Origin of the sequence: Demequina soli (genome assembly GCF_000971195.1) — a bacterium.
Taxonomy (GTDB): Bacteria; Actinomycetota; Actinomycetes; order Actinomycetales; family Demequinaceae; genus Demequina; species Demequina soli.
This window is the reverse complement of the sequence record NZ_BBLZ01000001.1, coordinates 317,116-331,215: the sequence shown is the minus strand read 5'-3', so window position 1 is coordinate 331,215 and position 14,100 is coordinate 317,116. Positions and strand designations below refer to the sequence as shown.

Sequence of the window (14,100 nt, the reverse complement as noted above, 5' to 3'; positions counted from 1 at the left end):
ACGGTGCCCGGCAGGTCGGCGGGCCGCTCGGGACGATGCCCGGGCCGGCCGACGCGCCTCCGGCCAGTGTAGGACAGGATCGCGAGTTTCACGACAGGTGTTGGTTATCGCTTGGTGAAGGCCGGGCGGAGGTGCCACAATCGCGGCGTGGACGCGCGCATCGTCAGGACCCGCAGGAGCCTTCAGGAGGCCCTGTTCGTGCTCGCGCGCGAGCGCGGCGTCGACGAGATCTCCGTGAGCGACATCGCCGCCCGGGCGGGCATCAACCGCTCGACCTTCTATCAGCACTACTCCGACAAGGAGACGCTGCTCGCCGACGCGCTCGACCTCATGGCGCAGGAGGCGGGCGCGGACCTCGACGCGATCGAGTTCGACGCGGGCCCGCCCCGCGCGCTCGTGCGCTTCCTCGAGCACGTCGAGGAGCACGCGGACATGTACCTGCGCGTGTTCACCGAGCCGGGCTACGGCGCGGTCCTCGCGCGGCTGCGGCTGCGGATGCGCGAGGCGATCCGCGGGCTCGCACCCCAGGTCGACGAGATCGTGCGCGCGGAGCTGCCCGTCGACGTCGTCGCGGCCGGCATCACGGGCATGGTGCTCGGGGTGATGGGGGAGTGGCTCGGGATGGAGCGCCGCCCGCCCGCTGCGACCGCCGCGGAGTGGGTGTGGCGCATCGTCCTCGGCGTGCCGGGGGCGCAGCCGGGCGCCTGACCCGGGCCGCGCATCGTCCCGGGGTCTTGGGCACTGTCGGACCTCCCGGTAGACTGATGTCATAACTGCACAGGGGATGATCGGTTTCGACGTGTGTTTACTTCCGAAGGGAAGCGGGCCGAGAACGCAGGGTTATCTCGTAAACGACCCCTGCAAACCAATAGGTGCCGATTCCAAGCGCACCGACTTCGCCCTCGCTGCCTAAGCGAGCGCCATGAAGTCCGTCAGCCCAGGCGTGTTCCCGTCCTGGATCCTGGCGTCGACTAGGGAACTTGCTTCAGCTCCTCGTCATCGGGGGCTGCGGGACTTCTAGGTGACTGGGCCTATCCGACTTGCTCGCCTGATGCGGGTCGGGGGCCGAGAAATAGACCTCAGGCTGCGCCCGGAGAAGACTTCGGTTTGGACATGCGGACCCGGGTTCGATTCCCGGCATCTCCACGGTTAGGCAAGGCCCCTGGCACCCTCGGTGTCGGGGGCCTTCGCGCGCCTTGCGCCGGCCGGCTCTGGCCGCCGTGTCGCGCTGGCAGGTGCTCAGCGCCCGAAACGGGCCGCTTCGAGCACTGAGCGCCTCACAGCGCGCGGAGCGCCGGGACCTCCGTACCGGCCGCGGCGCGCAACCCCCGCTTACCCTCGGAACGTGCTCACGCTCCCCGAGACCGTCGATGTCCACGCCAAGGCCGCGGCCGCCAAGGCGAAGCTCTCCCGCACCCCCGCGCGGCTGATCGTGTCCGCGATGCTCGCGGGCATGTGGATCGGCGTGGGCGACGTGCTCATGTGGTCCGCCGCGGGCCCGCTGCACGTCGCGGGCAACCCGTTCGAGAAGCTCATCGCCGGCTCGGTGTTCGCCGCGGCGCTCACCATCGTGGTCTTCGCGGGCTCCGAGCTCGCCACCAGCGCGATGATGATCCTGCCGCTCGGCGCGCTCCGCGGCACCATCTCGTGGCTGCGCGGGGCAGGCGTGCTCCTGGGGATCTTCTTCTCCAACATGCTCGGCGCGTTCGCGCTGGCGTGGGTGCTCATCCAGACCGGGGTGCTCGCACATGGGCCCGCCGCCGACTTCTTCCAGGACTATCTCGCGGGCAAGGTCGAGCACACCCCGTCCGAGCTGTTCTGGCGCGGCGTCCTGTGCAACGTCCTCGTGTCCGTCGCGATCTGGGCCGCCGCCCGCCTCAAGTCCGAGGCGGCGAAGGCGATCATCATCTTCTGGGGCGTCCTCGCCTTCATCGCGTCGGGGTTCGAGCACGTGGTGGCCAACATGACGACCTTCGCGATCGGCCTCATGCAGGGTGACGTGTCGTGGGCCGACTTCGGCACCAACATGACCTTCGTCGGCCTCGGCAACCTCGTCGGAGGTGCGATCGTGATCGGCCTCGCGTACGCGTTCGTGGCCGGGAAGGCCGGCCGGGACGATGCGCCGGTCGAGGCCGCGTACGACGCGCCGGCTGATGCCGCGCTCGTCGAGGCCCGCTGAGGGCGGCGGCTACCGTCCCATCGCCACGCGCTCGGGGCAGTCGAACGGGTCGCGTGCGGCCAGGCCGACGCGGTTGAGGTAGCGGATCACGATCCCGTAGGACTCCACCAGCGACGTCTCCGTGTAGGGCACCCCGAGCGTCGCGCAGTGCTCGCGCACGATCTCCCGCGCGCGCCCCAGGTGCGGGCGCGCCATCGACGGGAACAGGTGGTGCTCGATCTGGAAGTTGAGCCCGCCCATGAGGATCGACATGGCCCAGCCGCCGCGGATGTTGCGGCTCGTGAGCACCTGCTTGGACAGGAAGTCGACCTTCTCGTCGCGCCCGATGATCCGCATGCCCTTGTGGTTGGGCGCGAACGACGCGCCCATGTAGACGCCGAACACCGCCATCTGCACGCCCACGAACGCGAACGCCATCCCCAGCGGCAGGAACCAGAACACGGGCACCAGGTAGAGGACGAAGTGCAGCGCGATCGATGGCAGCTCGATCCAGCGCTGGCGGCGCGTGCCCGACGTCACGAGCGACGCGATCGACCGGTAATGGAGGTTGAGCCCCTCGAGCGTGAGCAGCGGGAAGAACAGCCAGCCCTGACGCTGCGTGATCCAGCGGATCGGGCCGCGGGCGGTCGCCGCGTCGTCCTCGAGGAAGGAGATGGTGTCCTTCTCGATGTCGGGGTCCTTGCCCACCTTGTTGGGGTTGCCGTGGTGGCGCGTGTGCTTGTGCATCCACCACTGGTGGCTGATGCCCACGACGATCGTCGACAGGAACCGGCCCAGGCGGTCGTTCGCGGGGCCCGACGCGAGCACGGTGCGGTGCGACGCCTCGTGCCCGAGGAACGCGACCTGCGTGAGCACGATGCCGAGCGCCGCTGCGATGAGCAGCTGGAACCACGAGTCGCCCAGCAGGACGAATCCCGTGACGATGCCCGCGAGCGCGACCAGGAGCGCCGCGCCGAAGCCGGCGTAGAAGCCGTACGCGCGGCGCATGAGGCCGGTCTCGCGGATGGTCGCGGACAGCTCGGCGAACGACGAGGTCATGCGGTTGAGGGGGAACGATGCGGGCGGTTGCGTGGCAGACATGCCTCTCCGGGGGGTGGGGGACAGCTTCCCATCCGACGGTGAGCGCACGCGCCCGGTGTGCGGATGCGGCAACCCTACGCGACCGTAGGTTAGGTGTCACGGGAACGCGCCCGATGGTGCGACAGCCAGGGATGACGGCGTCTGCCGCCTGCGCCGCCGCGGCCCGCGGGCGGGCGATACGCTGACCGGGTGACCTCCGTCCCCGCGCTGGCCCTGCGCGGCCTCTCCAAGCGCTTCGGCGCCACGCTCGCCGTCGACCGCATCGACCTGGACATCCCGGCCGGCTCCTTCTACGGGGTCGTGGGCCCCAACGGCGCGGGCAAGACCACCACGCTGTCGATGGCGACCGGCCTGCTCCAGCCGGACGCCGGCTCCGTGACGGTGCTGGGCGTGGACCTGTGGGCCGCCCCCGCGGGCGCGAAGCCGCTGCTCGGCGTGCTGCCCGACGGGCTGCACACGTTCGACCGGCTCACCGGCGCCGAGCTCATCTCGTACGCGGCGCGGCTGCGCGGCCTCGACCGCGCGACGGTGCGGGGCCGGCGCGACGACCTGCTCGCCGCGCTCGACCTCGAGGACGCCGGGTCCACGCTGGTGATGGACTACTCGGCGGGCATGACCAAGAAGATCGGGCTCGCGTGCGCGCTCGTCCACGCGCCGCGCGTGCTGGTCCTCGACGAGCCCTTCGAGGCCGTCGACCCGGTCTCCGCGGGCGCCATCCGCCGCATCCTCGCGGCGTTCGTCGAGTCGGGCGGCACCGTCGTGATGTCCTCCCACGTGATGGCGCTCGTTGAGCGGCTGTGCGACCACGTCGCGGTCGTCGGCTCGGGGCGCGTCCTCGCGGCCGGCACGCTCGACCAGGTGCGCGGCGGCGGCGACCTCGAGGGGCGGTTCGTCGAGCTCGTCGGCGACGTGCGCGACCAGCGGGATCTCACGTGGTTGCGGCAGTCGTAGGGATCCGGCTGCGCACCACCGCGCACCTGATCCGCCGCGAGTGGTGGCGGGCCGTGGTGCTCGGGCTGGGCGTGCTGTGGGCGCTCGCGATGCTGCCGTCCCTGCTCATCGCCCAGGCCGCGCTCGCGGGCCAGGACGCCGGGGTGAGGGCCGATGCGATGGTCGTCATCGCGGCGTGCCTCGCGCTGGGCTGGGCGATCGTCCCGCTCATCGTCGCGGGCCTCGACGACACGCTCGAGCCGGCTCGCTTCCGCATGCTCGGCGTGTCGATGCGCGCGATCATGCCCGGCCTGGTCGCGGCGGCGTTCCTCACCCTGCCCGCGCTCTTCCTCGCGGTCATGCTCGCGATCCTGGGGTCCTCGTGGCGGGTCGACGGGCCCGCGGTGTTCGCGGTCGGGCTCGTGGGGCTCGCGCTCGGCGTCGCGGGCATGGTGCTCGGCGCCCGCGTGAGCGCGGCGTGGGGTGCCCGGGTGCTGTCCTCGCGGCGCGCCAAGCTCGCGACCTTCGGCGTGATGGCGCTCGGGCTCGCCGCCGTCGCCCCGGTCGCTCTCGTGCTGTTCCGGGACGGCCTGACCGAGGTGCTGGCGAGCGAGGTCGAGATCGTGCTCCACCAGCTCGCGCTCACGCCCCTGGGCGCCGGCGCTGCCGCCCCGGCGGCGGCGGCGCGGGGCGACTGGTGGGGCGTGGCCTGGCGGCTCGCGCTGCAGGCCGGGTGGGCGCTCGCGCTGCTCGGGGTGTGGCGGGTCAACGTCGCCGCCGCGCTGGTCGCGCCGGTCGGCCGCGGCGGCGGCACCCGCCGGCGCCACGACCGCGTGCTCGATCCCGTGCGCCTGCCCGGGGCGCCGCGCGACGCCGCGACGGGCGCCGTGCACGCGCGGCTGCTGCGCACGTGGTCCTCGGACCCGCGTTACCTCGCGTCGCTCGCGGGCGTGCTGCTGCTGCCCGCCACGTTCCTCGTGCTCGTCATGCCGGTGTTCGACCTCGACCGCCGCTGGGCGTACCTCGTGCCGATCATCCTCGCGACCACCATCGGCTGGGGCCGTCACAACGACGTCGCGTTCGACTCGACCGCCCTGTGGCTCGACCTCGTGTCGGGCCGGCTGGGGCGCCAGGTGATGGCCGGGCGCATCGCCGCGGTCGCGGGCTGGGCCCTGCCCGTCGTGCTCGTCGCGGCCGTCGGGATCCTCGCGTGGACCGGCGCGTGGCAGGACGCGCCGGGGCTGCTCGGCGCGTCCGTCGGCGTGCTCGGCGTGAGCCTCGGGGTCGCCGCCGTGAGCGCGGTGCTGCTGCCGTACCGCGCCCCGGCGCCGGGGGCCAGCCCGTTCGGCGCCGAGGTCGGAGCCGTCGGCGCGGGCCTGGCCGCCCAGCTCGTCTCCTCGCTCGTCGCGCTCGGGCTCGTGCCGGTCGTGGTGGTGCCGTTCGTGCTGTCGCTCACGCTGGCCTCGCAGTGGGGCTGGGTGGCGTGCGTGCTGGGGCTCGCCGCGGGCGTCGGCGCGTACGTCGGCGGCCTGCGCGCCGCCGGGGCCATCTACGACCGCCGCGCTGGCCGCCTGCTCGCCGCGGTGGCGTGACGTCCCCCGGGAGGCGAGCCGCGCATCGTCCCGGCGCGGGCCCACGCGTACGATGGTCCGCATGAGCGAGACCCTTGAGCCGATGACGCAGCCCCAGGGCGGCACCGCGACGATCGAGCGGACCGACATCCGCGAGGCGGTCGAGCCCGGCGACGCCGAGCGCTTCTCCCACTACGTGAAGAAGGAGAAGATCCTCGAGTCCGCTCTGTCGGGCGAGCCGGTCATCGCGCTGTGCGGCAAGGTGTGGATCCCCAACCGCGACCCCCAGCGGTTCCCCGTGTGCCCCGCGTGCAAGGAGATCCTCGACGCGGCGTTCGGCCCGGAGGACGGCGGCGAGTAGCGCCGTCACGGCCGGTCCCGGCCGTACGCTGGTCCCGTGAGCACCCGGGAGCAGCTCGACATCCAGGCCCGCGAGGCCACGCGCCTGGCCGACCCCTGGGTCACGGTGGTCTGGAACGACCCCGTCAACCTCATGAGCTACGTCACCCGCGTGTTCCAGGAGTACTTCGGGCTGCCCCGCCCGGAGGCCGAGAAGCACATGCGCGAGGTCCACGAGAAGGGCCGCTCGGTCCTGTCGACGGGCAGCCGCGAGCAGATGGAGGTGCACGTGCAGGCGATGCACGCGTACGGCCTCTGGGCGACGCTCGAGCGGAGCGGCGTGTGAAGGGCTTCGCCGAGCGCGACGGCGCCGCCGTCGCGTCCCTCGACGAGGACGAGCGCCTGGTCATCGCGCGCATCGTCGCGGACGTGGGCATGCTCCTCGGCGGCGAGGACTTCGGCGCCGAGCGCCACTCCGGCCTGCCGCACCGCGAGGACCTCGCCGAGTCGCTGCGCTTCCTCGATGACCTCGAGGAGAACCTCGCCGAGCCCGACGACCCCGCGCTGCTGCGCCTGCTGCCCAACGCCGCGCCCGACGACCGCGAGGTCGCCGACGAGTTCCGCCGCCTCACCCAGGAGGACCTGCGCGCCGTCAAGCTGTCGCGCCTGCGTCAGATCTGGGACGACCTCAGCGACGACGGCGACGACTGGGTGATCCCGCCCGGCGACGTGATGGCCACCGCCGCCGCGCTCACGGACGTGCGCCTCGTCATCGCGGCCCGCCTCGGGATCGAGCGCGACGAGGACGCCGAGAGCCTGCACGCCGACATCCAGCGCGCCTCCGCGGCGCTCGAGGAGGGCTCGCCCGCCGAGGTGGGGATCGATCCCGAGCGCATGTGGCTCGGCATGCTCTACGACGCGCTCACGTGGCTCCAGGAGAGCCTCGTGTCGCTGACCCTAGGAGGACAGGCATGAACGACGCGCCCATCGGCGTGTTCGACTCCGGCGTGGGCGGCCTCACCGTCGCGCGCGCCATCATGGACACGATGCCCCACGAGTCGGTGCACTACGTCGGCGACACCGCGCACGGCCCCTACGGGCCGCTCGCGATCGCGGAGGTCCGGCAGCACGCGCTCGACATCATGGACGCGCTCGTCGCCGACGGCGTCAAGATGCTGGCCATCGCGTGCAACACCGCCTCCGCCGCGGTGCTGAGGGACGCGCGCGAGCGCTTCTCCCACGAGCGCGGCGTCCCCGTCGTCGAGGTCATCATCCCCGCGGCGCGCCGCGCCGCCGCCCTGTCGCGCTCGCGGCACGTCGGCGTGATCGGCACCCTCGCGACCGTCACGTCGGGCGCCTACGAGGACGCGCTCGCGGCCGCGCCGGACATCCAGGTCACCAGCCACGCGTGCCCGCGCTTCGTCGAGCTCGTCGAGGCGGGGGAGACGTCGGGCCCCGAGGTGCTGCGCGTCGCGCAGGAGTACCTCGCGCCGCTGCAGGAGGCCGGCGTCGACACGCTCATCCTCGGCTGCACCCACTACCCGCTGCTCGCGGGCGCCATCGGCTACGTCATGGGGCCGGACGTCACGCTCGTCGACTCGGCCTCCGAGACCGCGCGCGACGTGTACCGCGTGCTCGCGGCCAACGGGCTCGAGGCGTCCACCGTCACACCGCCCCGGCACCGCTTCTACGCGACCGGCCCGCGGGACCGCTTCGAGGCGCTCGCGCAGCGCTTCCTCGGCCCCGTCGTCACCCAGGTCGAGCAGCTGCCCGCGGTCGAGGCCACGCGGTGAGGCTCACCGTCGTCGGCTCGGCGGGATCGTTGCCCGGGCCGGAGTCGCCGGCGTCCTGCTACCTCCTCGAGGCGGACGATGCGCGCGGTCGCACGTGGCGCATCGTCCTGGATCTCGGGTCGGGTGCGATCGGTCCGCTGCAGAGGCACTGCGATCCGGCGACCGTCGACGCGGTGGTCGTCTCGCACGGCCACCCCGACCACTGCGCCGACCTCGCCTCGCTGTCGGTGCTGCGCCGCTACGGCCCGCACGCCGACTCCGGGCTCGACCCGATGCCGCTGTACGGGCCCACGGGGCTGGACGCGCGCATCGTCCAGGTGGCGGGCGCCGAGGACCGGAAGGACGTCGAGACGTTCGACTTCCGCGCCGTCGGCGGCGGCGACGCCGCGACCGTCGGGCCGTTCACGCTCGACTTCGCGACCGCGTGGCATCCCGTCCCGGCCAACGCTGTGCGCGTGACGGGGCCGTCGGCGTCGGGCGGCGAGGCGACGCTCGTGTTCACCGGCGACACCGACCGGTGCGACGAGGTGCTCGAGCTCGCGCGCGACTGCGACGTGCTGCTCGCCGAGGCCGGCTGGGCGTACTCGCGCGTCAACCCCGAGGGCATCCACATGAACGGCACGCAGGCGGGCACGCTCGCGCGCGACGCCAACGTGGGCGAGCTCGTGGTGACCCACGTCGCGTCGTGGGTGGACCCCGCGTCGACGCTCGAGCTCGCGGCGGTCGCCTACGGCGCCCCGGTCGCGCTCGCGACGCCGGGCGAGACGCACGTGCTCTGACCGCGCCCCTGGACCTCTTCCCACACAAGATCCGCGACTCGCGGCTCCCCGGTCGGGGTTTGCCACGCGAGTTGCATCACGGGACCGCTCCCAGGCCGGCGCGTGTGTGGGAGACGGTCGAGGCGAGCGGCACCGGCAGCCCGGATAGGCTCGTCACCATGACGATCACCCGCGCCGACGGCCGCACCCCCGACCAGCTCCGCCCCATCTCGTTCGAGCGGGGCTTCCAGAAGAACGCCGAGGGCTCGTGCCTCGTGACGTTCGGCGGGACGCGGGTGCTGTGCTCCGCCTCGTTCACCAAGGGCGTCCCGCGCTGGAAGACGGGCTCGGGCGAGGGCTGGGTCACCGCGGAGTACGCGATGCTGCCGCGCGCGACCAACACGCGCAACGACCGCGAGTCGGTGCGCGGCAAGATCGGCGGCCGCACGCACGAGATCAGCCGCCTCATCGGCCGCTCGCTGCGCGCGATCATCGATGTCAAGGCGCTGGGTGAGAACACGATCGTGCTCGACTGCGACGTGCTCGACGCCGACGGCGGCACCCGTACCGCCGCCATCACGGGCGCCTACGTCGCGCTCGCGGACGCGATCGCGTGGGGCAAGGCCAACGGCGCGATCAAGGCGAATGCGAAGCCGCTCACCGGCTCGGTGTCGGCGGTGAGCGTCGGCATCATCGACGGCACGCCGATGCTCGACCTGCCCTACGTGGAGGACGTGCGCGCCGAGACCGACATGAACGTCGTCATGACCGGCGTGGGCGGCTTCGTCGAGGTGCAGGGCACCGCCGAGGGCGCGCCGTTCTCCAAGGACGAGCTCGACGCGCTGCTCGCGCTCGCGACGCAGGGCAACGCCGACCTCGCCGTGCTCCAGGCGATGGCGCTCGAGGGTTGACCATGGCGCGCCTCGCGATCGCCACCCACAACGCCCACAAGGTCGACGAGATCTGGGCCATCCTCGCCCCCGCGCTCCCCGGCCTGAGCAGGGACGATGCGGCGTCCGCGCGCGACCTGGGCGCACCGTCGCCGGTCGAGGACGGCACGTCCTTCGCCGAGAACGCGCTCATCAAGGCGCGCGCGCTCGCCGCGGCGACCGGGCTGCCCGCCATCGCCGACGACTCCGGCATCGCGGTCGACGTCATGGGCGGCGCGCCCGGCATCTTCTCCGCGCTGTGGAGCGGCCGCCACGGCGCGGATCGCGAGAACCTCGAGCTGCTCCTCGCGCAGATGGCGGACATCCCGGACGAGCACCGCGCCGCGGCCTTCGTGTGCGCCGCGGTCCTCGTGACCCCCGACGGCACCGAGCACGTGGTGGTCGAGGAGTCGCGCGGGACGCTCCTGCGCGAGCCCGCGGGGGTCGGCGGCTTCGGCTACGACCCGATCTTCCGTGCCGACGGCGAGTCCGTGTCCAACGCCGAGCTCACCCCCGAGCAGAAGAACGCGATCAGCCACCGCGGCCGGGCCTTCCGCGCCCTCGCGCCGCGCGTCGCCGAGGTGCTGGGGGCCTGACGTGTCCGAGTCCGCGCCCGAGCCGGTCCTCCCGGACCGCCTCGGGCCGGGCCTGCGGGCCGTGTTCTGCGGCACCGCGCCGGGCCTGATCTCGGCCGCCCGGGGCCACTACTACGCGGGCCCCGGCAACCGCTTCTGGGGCTACCTGCACGAGGCCGGCATCGTGCCCGTGCGCCTGCACCCCGAGGACGATGCGCGCGTGGGCGAGTGGCGCATCGGCCTCACCGACCTCGTGAAGACCCTCGCACAGAGCCACGACCGCGGCCTGCCCTACGACGTGCCGGCGCTCGCCGCGAAGGTGGACGCGCATCGTCCCGCGTGGGTGGCCTTCACGTCGAAGGAGGCCGGGACGCAGGCCGCCCGCTGGCTCGGCGAGCCGCGCCCGGCCCTGGGCGTGCAGGGGTGGACCCTCGCCGGCGCGCGCGTGTGCGTGCTGCCCAGCCCCAGCGGGCGCAACCAGGGCAGGGCCGACTACGACGGGCGCGCGACGCGGCTCGAGTGGTGGCAGGAGCTCGGCGCGCTGCTCGCCGAATCCTAGAGCAGCGCGCCCGCGTGGGCGAGAGCCTGGCGCAGGAGCACGTGCTGCCCGCCGGCCATCTCGGCCGCGACGTCGTCGCTCGCGGCCTCCTCGGGCGTGATCCACGTGAGGTCGAGCGCGTCCTGCTGCGGCTCGCAGTGCCCGTCCACCGGCACCACGTAGGCGAGGGCGACGGCGTGCTGGCGCGAGTCGTGGAACGGGGTGACGCCCTTGGTGGGGAAGTACTCGGCGACTGCGACGGGCACGGGGGAGAGGGGCACCTGCGGCATCGCCGCGAGGCCCAGGTCCTTCTCGAGGTTGCGCACGATCGCGTCGCGGATGCGCTCGTGATAGAGCACCCGCCCCGCCACCACGGCCCTCGAGATGACGCCGTCGAAGGCCCGCAGGAGCAGGCCCACCTCGGTGATCTCGCCCATGGGATTAATCCGCACGGGGATCACGTTGAGGTACACCATCGGGAGCTCGGATCGCACGTGATGCAGCTCGCGATCGGAGAGCCAGCCGGTCGGTTCGTCGGGCAGCTCGGCCATGTCGGTCATGGTTCTTTTCTACCGTGTGGCCGTGTGTGGTCCGTCAACCGCGCCGAGGCGTGACAACCTGGATACCGAAAGAACGCACTGAGGGGAATGGTAAAATACCCCCAGGGGTATATGCCGAAGAGAGGAACCCATGGCAACGATCGACCTGACCACCGACACCTTCGACGAGACCGTCGGCAAGGACGGCATCGTCCTCGTCGACTTCTGGGCGGACTGGTGCGGCCCGTGCAAGCGCTTCGCGCCCATCTTCGAGCAGTCCTCGGAGGCCAAGCCCGAGATCGTCCACGCGAAGGTCGACACCGAGGCTCAGCAGGAGCTCGGCGTGAAGTTCGGCGTCACCGCCATCCCCACGCTCATGGCCTTCCGCGACGGCATCATGGTCTTCAACCAGGCCGGCGCGCTGCCGGGCCCGGCGCTGCAGCAGCTCGTCGAGGCCGTCGAGGGCCTGGACATGGACGAGGTCCGTACCAAGATCGCGGAGCACGAGGGCGCGCAGGGCTGACGCCCGCCGCCTCGCCGGGGCCCGGTCCTTCCTCCTGACGGGGGAGGGGCCGGGCCCTCGTCGTTCCCACGGGACGATGCGCGGGGTGGGTCCTGTCGGCCGTCAGACGGCGCGCGTGGCTGCGATCGCCGCGACGCCGAGCCCGATGACCGCGACCGCCGCGACGATCCCGAGCACGTGAACCACGCGCGGCGACACGCGCGCGCCGACCGCCGCGCCCACGGCGGCGAGGCCGGTCTGCCACAGGAGCGATGCCAGCCCGGCGGAGACGACGAAGACCGCCGGGCCCGCCGCGGCGGTGGTGATGCTCGTCACCACGGCGGCGAGCGCGAGGAAGTACACGACGGTCGCGGGGTTGAGCGCCGTGAGTGCGACGAAGCGCGCGTACACGCGCCACGGCCGCCCAGGCACGGTCTCGCCGGCCTCGGCCGGCGGGCGCAGGGCCGAGCGCAGGAGCATCGCACCGATGCCGATGATCACCACCCCGGAGAAGACGCCGATGGTCCGGAACCACGGCTGGAGCGCGTCGGCGACGTAGGCGCCCAGGCCCACCGCGACGGCGCAGTAGGCGAGATCCACGGTCGCGACGCCGGCGGCCGCCGCGAGGCCCGGGCGCAGTCCCTGCACCATGGCCTCCCGGAGGATGAGGACGCCGATGGCGCCGAGCGGCATCGCGATCGCGAAGCCGGCGACGAGGCCGGCGGCGGCCAGGGCGAGGAGGTCGTGGGTCACGGCGCCCAGTCTGGCGGCATCGTGCCTGGAAACGCGCGAGGCTCGGCCCCGGCGATGCCGGGACCGAGCCATGTGGTGCGCGAGGGGGGACTTGAACCCCCACGCCCGAAGACACTGGAACCTAAATCCAGCGCGTCTGCCAATTCCGCCACTCGCGCGCGGTGACCAGGATAGGGCGCGCGCGGGGGTGGTCAGTCGACCTGGAGCTCGCGGCGCAGGCGCGCCACGTGGCCGGTGGCCTTGACGTTGTACTGCGCGAGGGCGATCCTGCCGTCCTCGTCGACCACCACGGTCGAGCGGATCGAGCCTTCGATCTCCTTGCCGTAGTTCATCTTGGTGCCCCACGCGCCGTACGCGTTCTGGATCGCGAGGTCCTCGTCCGACACGAGCGTGAAGGTGAGGCCCTCCTGCTCGCGGAACTGCGCGAGCTTCGCGGGGGCGTCCTTGGAGATGCCCACGACCTCGTAGCCGGACGCGTGCAGCGCGGACAGGGAGTCGCGGAAGTCGCACGCCTGCGTGGTGCAGCCCGGCGTCATCGCGGCGGGGTAGAAGTACAGGATCACCTTGCGGCCGCGGAGGTCCGCGAGCGAGAAGGTGCCGGAGTCGGTCGGGGCGGTGAACTCGGGGGCGGTGTCGCCCACGCTCAGACGGGTGTCGGTCATGGGTCCACCGTATCCGGAGGGGCCGACATGAGACCCTGGTCCGCCGGGGCGCCCGGGCCCCCGGGTGCCGATTTCACTTTGCGCCGAGAGTCGGGTATAGTTTTTTCTCGCGCCGCGGTAGCGGAGCGATGCGCCTCTAGCTCAACTGGCAGAGCAGCTGACTCTTAATCAGCGGGTTCAGGGTTCGAGTCCCTGGGGGCGTACGGAAGGCGAAGGCCCGGTCCATCTGGACCGGGCCTTCGTGCTTTCCGGGCTCGACTGGGTGCCGTGAGAGCCGTTCAGTCCACGGGATCCGGGAGCTCGAGGGTCGAGCCGTTGATCGCCGCATCCTCGTCCCACAGCTCGACGAACGCATCGGCCACCGCCTCCTCGAGACCGGCGAGGCTCGCGACGCGGAAGACCACCGCGGCGGCGCGCACCGGCTCGCCCGCGTCCCGCGCGTGCCTGGCGTAGCCCTGCGCGACCGCGCGCACCCACGCCTCGCTCGCCGCCTTGACCGCGGCGTAGCTCGCCCCGCCCGCCGAGGGCCGCGCGACGACCGTCGACGAGACGATCGCGAGGCGGCCCGCGGGGGAGCGCACCAGGTCGTCGTCGAAGGCCCGCGAGACGTGGCGCAGCGCCGTGAACGACGCCTCGAGCACGCGGTAGTCCTCTTCGGTCTGGCCCGCCAGCCCGCCGCCGCCGCGCCAGCCGCCCACGAGGTGGAGCACGCCGTCCAGCGCGATCCCGTCGGCATGGAGCCGCCCCGCGAGCCTCAGCACTGCCGCCTCGTCGGCGAGGTCGAGCGCCTCGGTGCGAGCGCCGAGCTCGGCGAGCGGGGCGAGCCGGGCCTCGTTCCGGCCCGTCGCCACGACCCGCGCGCCTGCCGCGACGAGCGCGCGCGTCGCCGCGAGCCCGACCGCGCTCGTCGCGCCCGCGACCAGCACCGTGCGCCCGGCCGCCCCGCGCATCG

General features: G+C 72.9%; 18 protein-coding genes, 2 tRNA genes and 1 other RNA gene. 15 read left to right on the top strand and 6 right to left on the bottom strand.

From position 1 onward, the window contains the following. Nucleotides 1-147: 147 nt before the first annotated feature. From AOM04_RS01625 to AOM04_RS01615, 3 genes are all read left to right on the top strand, one after another. Nucleotides 148-708 (top strand): TetR/AcrR family transcriptional regulator, encoded by a 561-nt coding sequence (locus tag AOM04_RS01625; RefSeq protein ID WP_062461280.1) that lies wholly within the window; start codon nucleotides 148-150, stop codon nucleotides 706-708. Nucleotides 709-780: 72 nt separating this feature from the next. Beyond that, nucleotides 781-1,149: a transfer-messenger RNA gene (gene ssrA, locus AOM04_RS01620) on the top strand. A gap of 196 nt (nucleotides 1,150-1,345) precedes the next feature. Then, nucleotides 1,346-2,179 (top strand): formate/nitrite transporter family protein, encoded by an 834-nt coding sequence (locus AOM04_RS01615; protein ID WP_082104276.1) that lies wholly within the window; start codon nucleotides 1,346-1,348, stop codon nucleotides 2,177-2,179. A gap of 9 nt (nucleotides 2,180-2,188) precedes the next feature. Here AOM04_RS01615 and AOM04_RS01610 read toward each other — a convergent pair whose 3' ends face one another. Then, the gene (locus tag AOM04_RS01610) at nucleotides 2,189-3,259 is read right to left on the bottom strand and encodes a fatty acid desaturase family protein (RefSeq protein WP_062461277.1); all 1,071 of its coding nucleotides are present in this window, start codon (nucleotides 3,257-3,259) and stop codon (nucleotides 2,189-2,191) included. Between the two features lie 189 nt (nucleotides 3,260-3,448). Between AOM04_RS01610 and AOM04_RS01605 the strand changes: the two genes are divergently transcribed. The 10 genes from AOM04_RS01605 (at nucleotide 3,449) to AOM04_RS01560 (ending at nucleotide 10,713) form a co-directional block, all read left to right on the top strand. Beyond that, nucleotides 3,449-4,210, top strand: coding sequence for an ABC transporter ATP-binding protein (locus tag AOM04_RS01605; RefSeq protein WP_062461274.1), 762 nt, complete (start codon nucleotides 3,449-3,451; stop codon nucleotides 4,208-4,210). Continuing rightward, nucleotides 4,192-5,781, top strand: coding sequence for a hypothetical protein (locus AOM04_RS01600; protein WP_062461271.1), 1,590 nt, complete (start codon nucleotides 4,192-4,194; stop codon nucleotides 5,779-5,781). Before AOM04_RS01605 ends, AOM04_RS01600 begins: the two co-directional genes overlap by 19 nt. A 61-nt stretch (nucleotides 5,782-5,842) precedes the next feature. Further along, a complete protein-coding gene (locus AOM04_RS01595) occupies nucleotides 5,843-6,121 on the top strand; it encodes a DUF3039 domain-containing protein (protein ID WP_062461267.1) in 279 nt (92 codons plus the stop codon). Nucleotides 6,122-6,157: 36 nt separating this feature from the next. Beyond that, nucleotides 6,158-6,445, top strand: coding sequence for an ATP-dependent Clp protease adapter ClpS (clpS, locus tag AOM04_RS01590; RefSeq protein ID WP_062461265.1), 288 nt, complete (start codon nucleotides 6,158-6,160; stop codon nucleotides 6,443-6,445). Beyond that, nucleotides 6,442-7,074: a DUF2017 family protein gene (locus AOM04_RS01585; RefSeq protein WP_082104274.1), complete on the top strand. Its 633-nt coding sequence runs from the start codon at nucleotides 6,442-6,444 to the stop codon at nucleotides 7,072-7,074. The genes clpS and AOM04_RS01585 overlap by 4 nt, the downstream gene beginning before the upstream one ends. Then, a complete protein-coding gene (gene murI / locus AOM04_RS01580) occupies nucleotides 7,071-7,892 on the top strand; it encodes a glutamate racemase (RefSeq protein WP_062461263.1) in 822 nt (273 codons plus the stop codon). The genes AOM04_RS01585 and murI overlap by 4 nt, the downstream gene beginning before the upstream one ends. After that, entirely contained in the window at nucleotides 7,889-8,671 is a 783-nt protein-coding gene (locus AOM04_RS01575; RefSeq protein WP_062461260.1) for an MBL fold metallo-hydrolase, read from the top strand. Before murI ends, AOM04_RS01575 begins: the two co-directional genes overlap by 4 nt. Nucleotides 8,672-8,829: 158 nt before the next feature. After that, the gene (gene rph, locus AOM04_RS01570; protein ID WP_228373582.1) at nucleotides 8,830-9,561 is read left to right on the top strand and encodes a ribonuclease PH; all 732 of its coding nucleotides are present in this window, start codon (nucleotides 8,830-8,832) and stop codon (nucleotides 9,559-9,561) included. A gap of 2 nt (nucleotides 9,562-9,563) precedes the next feature. Beyond that, nucleotides 9,564-10,175, top strand: a complete 612-nt coding sequence (rdgB, locus tag AOM04_RS01565) for an RdgB/HAM1 family non-canonical purine NTP pyrophosphatase (protein WP_082104273.1) — start codon at nucleotides 9,564-9,566, stop codon at nucleotides 10,173-10,175. Between the two features lies 1 nt (nucleotide 10,176). Next, nucleotides 10,177-10,713: a mismatch-specific DNA-glycosylase gene (locus AOM04_RS01560; protein ID WP_082104272.1), complete on the top strand. Its 537-nt coding sequence runs from the start codon at nucleotides 10,177-10,179 to the stop codon at nucleotides 10,711-10,713. On the opposite strand, the gene AOM04_RS01555 is transcribed toward AOM04_RS01560, so the two are convergent. Further along, the gene (locus tag AOM04_RS01555) at nucleotides 10,710-11,252 is read right to left on the bottom strand and encodes a DUF4916 domain-containing protein (RefSeq protein ID WP_156160559.1); all 543 of its coding nucleotides are present in this window, start codon (nucleotides 11,250-11,252) and stop codon (nucleotides 10,710-10,712) included. The genes AOM04_RS01560 and AOM04_RS01555 overlap by 4 nt on opposite strands. A 130-nt stretch (nucleotides 11,253-11,382) precedes the next feature. Here AOM04_RS01555 and trxA point away from each other — a divergent pair, with 130 nt between their 5' ends. Continuing rightward, nucleotides 11,383-11,754: a thioredoxin gene (gene trxA, locus AOM04_RS01550; RefSeq protein WP_062461254.1), complete on the top strand. Its 372-nt coding sequence runs from the start codon at nucleotides 11,383-11,385 to the stop codon at nucleotides 11,752-11,754. 102 nt (nucleotides 11,755-11,856) lie between these two features. Here the strand turns inward: trxA and AOM04_RS01545 are convergent, their stop codons facing one another. From AOM04_RS01545 to bcp, 3 genes are all read right to left on the bottom strand, one after another. After that, nucleotides 11,857-12,486 carry a LysE family translocator gene (locus AOM04_RS01545; protein ID WP_062461251.1) on the bottom strand — a complete coding sequence of 210 codons (630 nt, stop codon included), beginning with the start codon at nucleotides 12,484-12,486 and terminating at the stop codon, nucleotides 11,857-11,859. Nucleotides 12,487-12,559: 73 nt separating this feature from the next. Beyond that, nucleotides 12,560-12,644: transfer RNA gene (locus AOM04_RS01540), tRNA-Leu, on the bottom strand. Nucleotides 12,645-12,677: 33 nt separating this feature from the next. Further along, on the bottom strand, nucleotides 12,678-13,148 hold the full coding sequence (gene bcp, locus AOM04_RS01535; protein WP_062461247.1) for a thioredoxin-dependent thiol peroxidase: 471 nt from the start codon (nucleotides 13,146-13,148) through the stop codon (nucleotides 12,678-12,680). 130 nt (nucleotides 13,149-13,278) lie between these two features. Here bcp and AOM04_RS01530 point away from each other — a divergent pair. Beyond that, nucleotides 13,279-13,351, top strand: a tRNA-Lys gene (locus AOM04_RS01530). Between the two features lie 75 nt (nucleotides 13,352-13,426). On the opposite strand, the gene AOM04_RS01525 is transcribed toward AOM04_RS01530, so the two are convergent. Next, entirely contained in the window at nucleotides 13,427-14,098 is a 672-nt protein-coding gene (locus tag AOM04_RS01525) for an SDR family NAD(P)-dependent oxidoreductase (protein WP_062462294.1), read from the bottom strand. Nucleotides 14,099-14,100: the final 2 nt, after the last annotated feature.

Bases quoted from the DNA above. Each gene is read 5' to 3' on its own strand.
- rdgB (WP_082104273.1), top strand. From the start codon at position 9,564: ATGGCGCGCCTCGCGATCGCCACCCACAACGCCCACAAGGTCGACGAG.
- trxA (WP_062461254.1), top strand. From the start codon at position 11,383: ATGGCAACGATCGACCTGACCACCGACACCTTCGACGAGACCGTCGGC.
- AOM04_RS01610 (WP_062461277.1), bottom strand. From the start codon at position 3,259: ATGTCTGCCACGCAACCGCCCGCATCGTTCCCCCTCAACCGCATGACC.
- rph (WP_228373582.1), top strand. From the start codon at position 8,830: ATGACGATCACCCGCGCCGACGGCCGCACCCCCGACCAGCTCCGCCCC.
- murI (WP_062461263.1), top strand. From the start codon at position 7,071: ATGAACGACGCGCCCATCGGCGTGTTCGACTCCGGCGTGGGCGGCCTC.
- bcp (WP_062461247.1), bottom strand. From the start codon at position 13,148: ATGACCGACACCCGTCTGAGCGTGGGCGACACCGCCCCCGAGTTCACC.
- AOM04_RS01525 (WP_062462294.1), bottom strand. From the start codon at position 14,098: ATGCGCGGGGCGGCCGGGCGCACGGTGCTGGTCGCGGGCGCGACGAGC.
- AOM04_RS01555 (WP_156160559.1), bottom strand. From the start codon at position 11,252: ATGACCGACATGGCCGAGCTGCCCGACGAACCGACCGGCTGGCTCTCC.
- AOM04_RS01595 (WP_062461267.1), top strand. From the start codon at position 5,843: ATGAGCGAGACCCTTGAGCCGATGACGCAGCCCCAGGGCGGCACCGCG.